Genomic DNA, 8,520 nt, shown 5'->3' on the forward strand with positions numbered 1-8,520 from the left:
GTCTGTCTTGTCCATCCTGGTGGGGTAGATGGTAACAGTTGCCTAGACTTTCGAGAAGACCCAAACGCCCAAGCAGAGAAACTGTGGGAGCCAGAAGGCGCAACCTACTATAACGGCGAACTGATTGTCCAACCACAACAGCGCCGGACGCAACAGCAACAGCTAGAACTGCTAGATACCCATCCTATGTTTACTGGGAAGTGTCCCCAGTGCCAGCATGAGTTTGACCGCGACTACACAGCCCGGAGTGCGGCTTTCTGGATGACTCGGTGTAGGGCGAACCAATAAAGCGAAGCGCTCACCGAAGAGGCAGGGGGAAGGGAGCTAAAAGCTTGGGGGAGCAAGCCTATCCCTTGAGCGTGAAGCGGAGCGAAACACGGGTACGTTCGCGGAGCGTCTCCTAGAGTTGCCCCGTCATAAAGGACGCTTTGAACTGGGGCGGAGTACAAGCTCCGTCTCAGTCTTTCCCCTAAGCAAAGCGCCCCCTGCTCCCTTGCCTCTTTTGACCCCTTCAGGACCGAAAATAAGGGAAGTGCTATCGCCCTGCCTGCTCCCGCTAGCTACGCTTACCACATTCGGTGTGCTTTGCACTTGGCCTATTGCTTTGGAATCAAAAATGTGCCAGTCGGCAAATACAGCATTTTGCGGCCATTCTGCTCAAACGCCACTTCGTCAACCAAGGAAAGTAGCCGCTGATTCAACTCCCAAGAAGCGTTACGTAAGTTAGCCTGAAAGAGGAAATCCATCAACACTCTACCTTCAGAGGAATTCTGCTCAAAGCAAGCAGAAACATCCAAATATTCGGGATAACTTTCAAATTTATACGACAGACCGATGTCATCTATGATTTTACGTAACTCCCTAGCTTCTATGTATGAATCCCCTTGCCAGTATTCCTGATTACCAACTACTTCGGCGTATTGTGCAATCAATTTGAATATCACTGCTTCTTCTGTGTCTAGAGTGATGACAAGAACTCCTCTGTCTTTGAGCATATTAAGCGACTCAAGGATTAATTGCCTCTCGAACCCGGGCATATGGTAAAGAGAATGCGTGTAATGAATACAGTCAAACTGCTCCAAAGTATGAAAATCCTCAATAGTAACTGGATGCATTTCTAAGTCCACTTCACCAAGACCAGCAGATTGCATTGTTGCTTCAAATATCTGCCGATGAACATGATTAGGCTCTACTGTCACATATTTTAAAGTTTGCCCTAAAGGGACATATTGCTGGAGGAAGTGGATAAGTTGCTTATCGAACTCTCCAGGGCCAGGGCCAACACTTAGCACCGACGAAACTTCAGTTTGCTTAGAAAGGTTGCTTTTAAAATGCTTCTCAAGCATATCTAAAGCTGCTTGTCGCTGGGTTTGCCAATTTTTTAAAAAAATTGTGTATGACGAAGCATAAGCCTCATACATCTGCTGCTGTGCATCACTAGATGTTGACATTGTGGACTTCCTAATAACTTGAGTACAGGAAAAACTTGGGAAAGTATAGCAGGATTGCAGTAAAAGATTTGTAACCGTTCACAGGATTTAAAACGTTACCGAAAAATTTAGGTACCAACGGATGCAACACAATTGATTTAGAATCACTCTTCTTGATGTGCCATAGTTGCAATCGTCTGGCAATGACGCGTTTAATGCAAGCGATCGCGCGATTATTCGTTTACTTTATTTTGCGGGTTTGCGGGTATCGGAACTGTGTGGCTTAAAATGGCGTGACCTCAAAAGCCGTGGTGACGGGGGGCAAATCACAGTATTTGGTAAAGGTGATAAAACCAGAACTGTGCTAGTGGATGCTGGTATTTGGCGGGAGATTTCTGGTTTAAAGGGTAATGCCAAACACGATGACCCAGTGTTTGTATCTGGTAAAGGCGGTCATCTATGTCGCAGTATGGTATTTCATATTGTAAAAAATGCTGCCAAACGCGCTCTTATTGAGGGCAATGTTAGCCCCCACTGGCTTAGGCATAGTCACGCTTCCCACAGTCTCGACCGGGGAGCGCCGATACACTTGTTACAGAAAACGCTGGGGCATAGTTCAGTTGCCATCACGGAAATGTATCTCCATGCCAGACCGACTGATAGCAGTGGGTTGTATTTACCGGATGATGATGATGAGTGATAGGAGGGCGATCGCTAGAATATGTATTGCCCAATGGGTTTAGATTGTCGCCAAATGACAGGTGTTGACTATAAATGCTCCAACATCTCAACCTGTATGGAGAATTCCCATAAACCATCAATAGTCTCAAACTGCCCACGCTCAAGTTGCCCTTTTTTGGCAGATGACAAGGTTCTTTTGTCTAACCCAGTCATTTCTTTAGCTTTTTGAATAGATAAGTTTTTGTCTTCTGTCCAATAACGAGAAAGGTCAACGTACTTAGGCATGTTTGAACCACATAATTTCTGTTTTCAACTTAATTGACGCTCCCAAATCCGCTTTTGGTGCGTCAATACATTAACACGCCAACGCTCTTGAGAGTTTTGCTGTTCTCCAGACGTTGATGTTGTGATGTGTTAACACGTCAACGTATACAATAAAGGATATAACAAAGGGCGATCGCGTGTCTTGGCGGATGAGCGATCGCCCTTTGTAGACCTGTAGTAAAAGGTTTATTCAATGATGACACATATAGAAGCTGGGGATACTCAAGCCCAGGCTCAGTTTGAGTTGGAGCAGTACATCAACTTTTCAAGTAGAGGATGTAGCACCAGAGTTTGCAGCGTCTTAGCGCCCTCCCCGGTGCCAAACCCAAGCGTCCCTGGACGCTACCAGCTTCTACTCCACCAGAAAAAATACCTGAAGGCTACCAGCAACTAGAAGATGGTTCCTGGTTATCGCCCGAAGCTTATCAGTCTATCCTCAGACAAAGCCAACGCTCATTGCCTTGGGATATCCGCAAGTTTAGCAACTACGAGTAAGTCAGGGGTGCGTAGTTTACCGCCTTCTCTACGAGACGCACTCGTGTTCGGCATCGCTCCACCATTTTTCTTAGAGGATAAGAGGGCGTAAGCCTTCAGATGAACGCGGTGTTTTCAGGTAAATCATTGGATTTACTAAGAATGAATAAACTTCCATCGCCTCAAAACCAAAAAACCCAGACGGAATGGCTGGGCTTTGGATGGGGTTATATTCCCCAAGGGCTATTTATAGAAGTTTTTATCTAATAAAGACTACAACGCCTAGATTGCGATTCCAGATTTTGAGGGGGCGTAGCTTGCCGCCAACTCTTGGAGACGCACTCGTGTTCGGCATCGCACTACAGAACGACACAAGCGCGATCACACCACTGGGCTTATTTGTTGATAAGCGCAAAAGCGTTCAAGCCACTACAACTATCAAGTTGTTTTCTTTTGATGTTTGCGTTTTAGCAATGCTGCACCCCAAACACTGATTGCCAGCGTCCCCAACGTTGTCGAAGATTCAGGGACAGATGTAAATGTAAATTTTGTTACTAAACCTATTGTGTCTTGTTCTTCAGCAGTAGCAGAGTTAGGATCAAAGCTCCGTTGACGCGATACGGAATCGGAATCTCCGTAAATAATACTGAGATGTTGTTGGGCATCAAACTGAGTCGTAGTACCTCTAACAAAATTTCTCACATCAAGTAATAAGTTACCTTTAGTTGGATCGTATAAAAAAGGATTTTGTAAATTGATAACAATGTCAAAATTTTTAGGACCAGATGCTAGACCTTCATCGGCACTGGAGAGTGATAAAGGTCCACTGAAAACTGTAATATTGTCTGCCCCGACATTATTTGCAAAGGTGTTGCTCAAATTATCAGGTACGCTCGTTGTGGTGGAAAGGTTAATTAGGATACTAGAAAGTGTCGATGAGAAAGCATTGCCGAAATCCGCATCAGGACGAAAGGCAATTTGGCTAATTAGTTGAGGCTCGGATAAGGATGCAAATGCTGAAGCACTGAAAACTTGCTGATACCGACCCTGAAAATCTAAGCTGAATGGGAAACCGTTGTTGATATCACCCTCTGTAGCTTTCAATTCATTAGGAACAATAATTGCTGCCTGTGCCAGCCCTCCTGTGCCTAGAGCAATAATCGCAGAACTGACAACAGCCATTGATATTTTTTTGATAACAGTTGCAGTAACCATAATCCTTTTCACTTCACTATTTGGGGCATATAAGTAAAATTACTTACATTTTTACTCTACATTACCCTGGTTGTATTTGCCAGCGATCGCCCCTCATGTGTAGAGCATAACCGATGCCCTGAGAGCTTTTTCATACTAAGATTCTTAGAGGAAAGTGGGAGCGATCGCCCCCTCATTTTCTTAGAGGATAGGATGTGTAGGCGCAGCCCGCCGCAGGCATCGCCTTTCAACTAGTCATTAACTAAAAATGTATTATCATCCTTTGAAAATAATACTTCATATCCAAATTCAACTACAAAAACCTTTACCTTTCCTTCGAAATAAAGAAATTAGAAATCTGCCCGTCCGTAAAACTATTACCCAAAACCAAAACTTGAATCTTAAGCGCCAAGCGACTGAGCTAACATTATGACTATCAAGCCCACCAAGCTGCTTCCACACTTTTGTATAGTGAACACTGTCTGGGTGACTACTTCGCCCATAGACGTTGTGGTGGCAGTTTTCACAGATCGGAAAGGCATCATAACCAATAATTTCTCGCCCAGATACTGTTTCTTTGGGGGCGTGAAACAGAAGTATTCCCAAAACTCGCCGCAAAGGGCTACGCTTATATTTCACATGATGCACCGTTATAGCCCTCCCATGCATGGGATTGCAAGTGCAGAAAGGCATTAGGCGTAATCCTTTATTACAATTTGAGCGCCAATTTCCAGCATATTCAAATTCAGTTTTTATTCGACCCATTTTTATCGACCTTCGTCGTTTTCTAGCATCGCTGACAACTCGCCGTTATCAAAATTTTCAATCAGCCAGTTAAACAGAGACTTTCCGTGGATGGTGTACGACCGCGTGGGATGCTGTTTGTTTTCGCCGCACTTTAAAACGCTTCTGATAATCTCTCGCTGAGTCACCCCATCATTTACTAAATTGCGAATGTCATTGAACAAAGTCTCTGCTGTGGTGTCTGGGTAAAATTCGCTGACCTTGCGAATTGTCCAAACAAAGTTGATATCCGTTTCATCTGCACCGTTGTACAAACGCTCGTACTCCCTGTACTCCTCTCTCATATCCGAGACGATGCCAAGAATAAATTCTCCGGTGTCTGCGTTCGATGACAGAATCATTGGGCGCTGTTCTTGCATAGACAAAGCTTTAGCCTGTGGAAAAACCTCCCTCATCCTCTCTCGCTCTTTAGCGTCAGCAATGACGTGCCCATTTGCGATCGCTTGGCTAATAATTTCGTAGTTACCTTGATTTTTCTTGGTGTTTCTGAATGCTTGATACATCAGAATTACACCCGCTCGTCCACCTTTGGAAGACAAGAATTTTAAGTCTTCAATGTTACTTGATTGCGTTCCGACATAAGCAGCAACATCAAGCTCTCGACCATTGAAAATAATTTCCGCCATCCCAGCATTGAAAGCATCGCCCAAAGTGATTTTCTGAAATGCTCCAGACTCTTCGGGATAGCGGACAATTTTTTTACTCAGCGACGAACTCAACAGCTTTTGCTGTGACATGAAATCGTCCAAGATTAAAATTACTGGAGAATCTTGACAGTATTCTTCTCTCTGATTTGGGAAGCGCTGCTCGTTTGCGTAATTCGGTAATGACTTCCAACAATATTTCGTAACAAACGTTAGAATCCGCGTTTAACCGCCCGACTTTTGCCCCAGAAAAACCATCGTTTTTCATAGCGATCGCAAACAACTGAACTCTATCCCCAAACCGCTTTTTCTTGCGACCGACGACAACACCGAGAGAAACAGATTTACCTGCTCCTGGTGTCCCTAGAAAAATCAGACTTTGGCTGGTATCTACCAAACCGTCTATTGCTCTTGAACCAGCTGCAACAAGCGAACTCAATGCGGTACTGTCTACTACTATGGGTAAACTGTCATGCGGAGGATCAGGTGAGCCAGCCCGGTCAAGTTGAAACAACAAAGAGGGACTGGCGCCGACGGTGGGTGAATCCTGATCAGCTGTAGTAGTCGCAGGCGTTAAGGTTGCAGTAGTTTCAACAGTAGTCGCCTCAATTTGAGCAGATGGTTCAAGAGCTAAAATCTGCTCTGCTAGTTCAGGGTTATTTTCCAGCAGCAGCATGGCATACCCATCAAGTAGCTGCTGCTCAAAATCCTGAAATCGTATATCTGAAGCCAAAACCAGCTTCTTCTCTTCCTCCGAAGCTAGAATCGCCTGCCGCTTTTCCTCTAAGAAAGCGTCGGTTTCTTCTTGTTTTGCGATCGCTGCCAAACTTTCAACTTCTAAACCAGAGACAACGTAGCCCCCAGCCAAAAAGACAAGAGCCACTAATCCCAGAGACAGCCGCATTTTGCCATTCCCTGCTAGGACAATTGCATCCTGTGCCGTCTTGGGAGGTGTGACATCAACAGAAATCGCAACTCTGGTACAGGGGTTTGTTGCTGCATCACAATACTGCAATCGGGAGTTGAAGTACCCCGACAAGCTGCCGATAGCTGCGATCGCTCCACAAATAAAAAGCCCCGTACAAGATAGAGCATAAAGTTTGTGTAGCATATTACTTCATAAAAACTAAGAGCAACATCATCGCTACCAGCACCCCTAAGCCAATAAAGCCAACTTGCCATGTCGGCAGAATCAAGCTGCCCAAGGTGATTGGGTTATTGAGCAGCATAAATAGCACATCCCAGAAAGCTGCGATACTTAGCGCCATCGCCAGTCCGCTCAACCGCCGAAGCATCAAGGTTTCCTGCGTTGCATCTTCTGGTGGGATGAGCAGCAGCCACCCATTTTTCACCTCCTGAGCAAAACGCCCTTTATCAGCCCTTCAGACTCTGCTTTCTGGCGTTCAATGTTTGAGACACAGGTAGCATTATCTAATTCCTTGTTTTGAATAGGCTACGGTCTTACCCACGATTTGCTCATAAAAAGCCCACGTCTTTAACAATAAAAAACCCGCTCTTGGCGGGCAATAACTAAAGTAAATTAATAGATTAAAAACTTAACGGCGGCGGTGCATCAATTCCTGCATCCCTGAGAACATCTAGAAGCTGAACTACTCGAACTGCTAAATCTCTAGGTTGAGCTTTGTTTGTATTCCATTGCGAAACCACTTTAGGACAAGTACCCATTGCGATCGCAGCTTCCTGTTGAGTTGGGTAAGATGCGATCGCCGACAGCACGTATTCCCTTTTTTCCTGCTCTGAACTCATAATATTAATTGCCTCCAAGACTATTTGGCGGAACTGCCTTTTGGTGGGAAGTGATCGCAGTCTTGTCAGGGGTGCGATCGCTTTAACTTTTTATATCACAACTATAAAGCTTTGGGGTAAACTTAGAGCATTGCAGGATAAATTTAGAGGTAAAGTCTAAGGGACAATAGGCTAGATGGCTTATAAATTCAATGTTTCCACTTTCTATGTGACACCAGAACACCTAGAAAAAATGAGAGAGTTTTCTGGATCTTCAGGACACTCACCTCAAGACTTAGTGAATCAATTCACCAGGGGGCATACTACTAACCACCGTCCATACTATGAACGTTTGGCTCGGTTAGATGTTACTAAACGTGGGATGGATGTAGATGAGTGGGTAGACATCGTTATTAATGAAGGTTTCAAGGCGTTACCTGCATATAAGGAACAACCGACATCTGATGAAATTGGCCAAAATCCATTAGGACATATTATTTTGCCAAGTGATGTAATTTCCCAAGATGGTAATTATATGCATCTCACCAAACAAAATCTGATTTTGGTGAAAACAGCGCATTATTTTGATGGGTCAAGCATAGCTAAGTTTATTTCTAAGATTATCTTTGACCATCTAAATACCAGATGGGAACGCAATTATGCTCGTCAAATGGGAGCAGAAAAATCTAACAATTGGTTAAAAGGAGAATAAGTAAAATGGTGCAATCAATATCAGAATTAACAACAACACAAGTATTAGAAGCTGTCAACGCAATCATAGACGTTTTGGGAACTCCAGAAACTAATGCACAAATTGACGCTCTGTCAGCATTCCACAAAAACGATCATCAAACTGTGAAACGCTTGGCCTCGACTAACTTATCTGATAATTACGTTAAATCGCTCGGATATCTAGGCGGAGCGTTGAAGTTGACCCCAAACACTGACACAATTTTGGCTGAATCTGCACGGGCGGCCGCTGAGTTTGCCAAAGAGAGAACATTGAAGAAGTTGGGGGCTGCGATCGCGGCTGCTCTTAACTAACAATTTACAAGCGATCGCTAATACAGCCCGTTGGTTTACGGCTCTCCCTACTGACTGGAGTTTAGACTAAGCTATACAAAATGACCCAGCAGGGCTGAGTTAATCAGAGACTTAGCAAAAGTATGAATAATCTAAGGTATTAAACAGCAACAGATGCTTCTTTACGTGGTGGAGTTACT

12 protein-coding genes are annotated in these 8,520 nt (G+C 44.3%); 5 read left to right on the forward strand and 7 right to left on the reverse strand.

Going from position 1 to position 8,520, the window contains the following annotated elements:
* A partial coding sequence (locus tag LC653_RS43210; protein ID WP_229501412.1) for a hypothetical protein occupies positions 1 to 288 on the forward strand: 288 nt, incomplete at its 5' end.
* A 308-nt stretch (positions 289 to 596) separates the two neighbouring features.
* On the opposite strand, the gene LC653_RS43215 is transcribed toward LC653_RS43210, so the two are convergent.
* Entirely contained in the window at positions 597 to 1,451 is an 855-nt protein-coding gene (locus tag LC653_RS43215) for a methyltransferase domain-containing protein (protein WP_229501413.1), read from the reverse strand.
* A gap of 166 nt (positions 1,452 to 1,617) precedes the next feature.
* Here LC653_RS43215 and LC653_RS43220 point away from each other — a divergent pair, with 166 nt between their 5' ends.
* Complete coding sequence (locus LC653_RS43220; RefSeq protein ID WP_229501414.1) at positions 1,618 to 2,130, forward strand: tyrosine-type recombinase/integrase; 513 nt, start codon at positions 1,618 to 1,620, stop codon at positions 2,128 to 2,130.
* Between the two features lie 68 nt (positions 2,131 to 2,198).
* Here LC653_RS43220 and LC653_RS43225 read toward each other — a convergent pair whose 3' ends face one another.
* A complete protein-coding gene (locus tag LC653_RS43225) occupies positions 2,199 to 2,396 on the reverse strand; it encodes a hypothetical protein (protein ID WP_229501415.1) in 198 nt (65 codons plus the stop codon).
* Positions 2,397 to 2,726: 330 nt separating this feature from the next.
* On the opposite strand from LC653_RS43225, the gene LC653_RS43230 reads away from it, so the two are divergent.
* Positions 2,727 to 2,930, forward strand: a complete 204-nt coding sequence (locus tag LC653_RS43230) for a hypothetical protein (protein WP_229501416.1) — start codon at positions 2,727 to 2,729, stop codon at positions 2,928 to 2,930.
* 417 nt (positions 2,931 to 3,347) lie between these two features.
* On the opposite strand, the gene LC653_RS43235 is transcribed toward LC653_RS43230, so the two are convergent.
* The 5 genes from LC653_RS43235 to LC653_RS43255 form a co-directional block, all read right to left on the reverse strand.
* On the reverse strand, positions 3,348 to 4,124 hold the full coding sequence (locus tag LC653_RS43235) for a PEP-CTERM sorting domain-containing protein (protein WP_229501417.1): 777 nt from the start codon (positions 4,122 to 4,124) through the stop codon (positions 3,348 to 3,350).
* Between the two features lie 746 nt (positions 4,125 to 4,870).
* Positions 4,871 to 5,644: a hypothetical protein gene (locus LC653_RS43240; RefSeq protein ID WP_229501418.1), complete on the reverse strand. Its 774-nt coding sequence runs from the start codon at positions 5,642 to 5,644 to the stop codon at positions 4,871 to 4,873.
* Positions 5,607 to 6,662: a hypothetical protein gene (locus LC653_RS43245; RefSeq protein WP_229501419.1), complete on the reverse strand. Its 1,056-nt coding sequence runs from the start codon at positions 6,660 to 6,662 to the stop codon at positions 5,607 to 5,609. Before LC653_RS43245 ends, LC653_RS43240 begins: the two co-directional genes overlap by 38 nt.
* Before the next feature lies 1 nt (position 6,663).
* Positions 6,664 to 6,903: a hypothetical protein gene (locus LC653_RS43250; protein ID WP_229501420.1), complete on the reverse strand. Its 240-nt coding sequence runs from the start codon at positions 6,901 to 6,903 to the stop codon at positions 6,664 to 6,666.
* A gap of 196 nt (positions 6,904 to 7,099) precedes the next feature.
* Positions 7,100 to 7,318: a hypothetical protein gene (locus tag LC653_RS43255; protein ID WP_229501421.1), complete on the reverse strand. Its 219-nt coding sequence runs from the start codon at positions 7,316 to 7,318 to the stop codon at positions 7,100 to 7,102.
* Positions 7,319 to 7,493: 175 nt separating this feature from the next.
* On the opposite strand from LC653_RS43255, the gene LC653_RS43260 reads away from it, so the two are divergent.
* Positions 7,494 to 8,009 (forward strand): hypothetical protein, encoded by a 516-nt coding sequence (locus tag LC653_RS43260; protein ID WP_229501422.1) that lies wholly within the window; start codon positions 7,494 to 7,496, stop codon positions 8,007 to 8,009.
* A 5-nt stretch (positions 8,010 to 8,014) separates the two neighbouring features.
* Positions 8,015 to 8,341 (forward strand): hypothetical protein, encoded by a 327-nt coding sequence (locus LC653_RS43265; RefSeq protein ID WP_229501423.1) that lies wholly within the window; start codon positions 8,015 to 8,017, stop codon positions 8,339 to 8,341.
* The last annotated feature ends 179 nt before the right edge of the window (positions 8,342 to 8,520 follow it).

Origin of the sequence: Nostoc mirabile CHAB5784, assembly GCF_020829645.1 — a bacterium.
Lineage (GTDB): Bacteria > Cyanobacteriota > Cyanobacteriia > Cyanobacteriales > Nostocaceae > Nostoc > Nostoc mirabile.

Excerpts from the sequence above, each read along its gene's own strand:
- LC653_RS43215 (WP_229501413.1), bottom strand. The coding sequence starts at position 1,451 with ATGTCAACATCTAGTGATGCACAGCAGCAGATGTATGAGGCTTATGCT.
- LC653_RS43255 (WP_229501421.1), bottom strand. The coding sequence starts at position 7,318 with ATGAGTTCAGAGCAGGAAAAAAGGGAATACGTGCTGTCGGCGATCGCA.
- LC653_RS43240 (WP_229501418.1), bottom strand. The coding sequence starts at position 5,644 with ATGTCACAGCAAAAGCTGTTGAGTTCGTCGCTGAGTAAAAAAATTGTC.
- LC653_RS43235 (WP_229501417.1), bottom strand. The coding sequence starts at position 4,124 with ATGGTTACTGCAACTGTTATCAAAAAAATATCAATGGCTGTTGTCAGT.
- LC653_RS43225 (WP_229501415.1), bottom strand. The coding sequence starts at position 2,396 with ATGCCTAAGTACGTTGACCTTTCTCGTTATTGGACAGAAGACAAAAAC.
- LC653_RS43260 (WP_229501422.1), top strand. The coding sequence starts at position 7,494 with ATGGCTTATAAATTCAATGTTTCCACTTTCTATGTGACACCAGAACAC.
- LC653_RS43265 (WP_229501423.1), top strand. The coding sequence starts at position 8,015 with ATGGTGCAATCAATATCAGAATTAACAACAACACAAGTATTAGAAGCT.
- LC653_RS43245 (WP_229501419.1), bottom strand. The coding sequence starts at position 6,662 with ATGCTACACAAACTTTATGCTCTATCTTGTACGGGGCTTTTTATTTGT.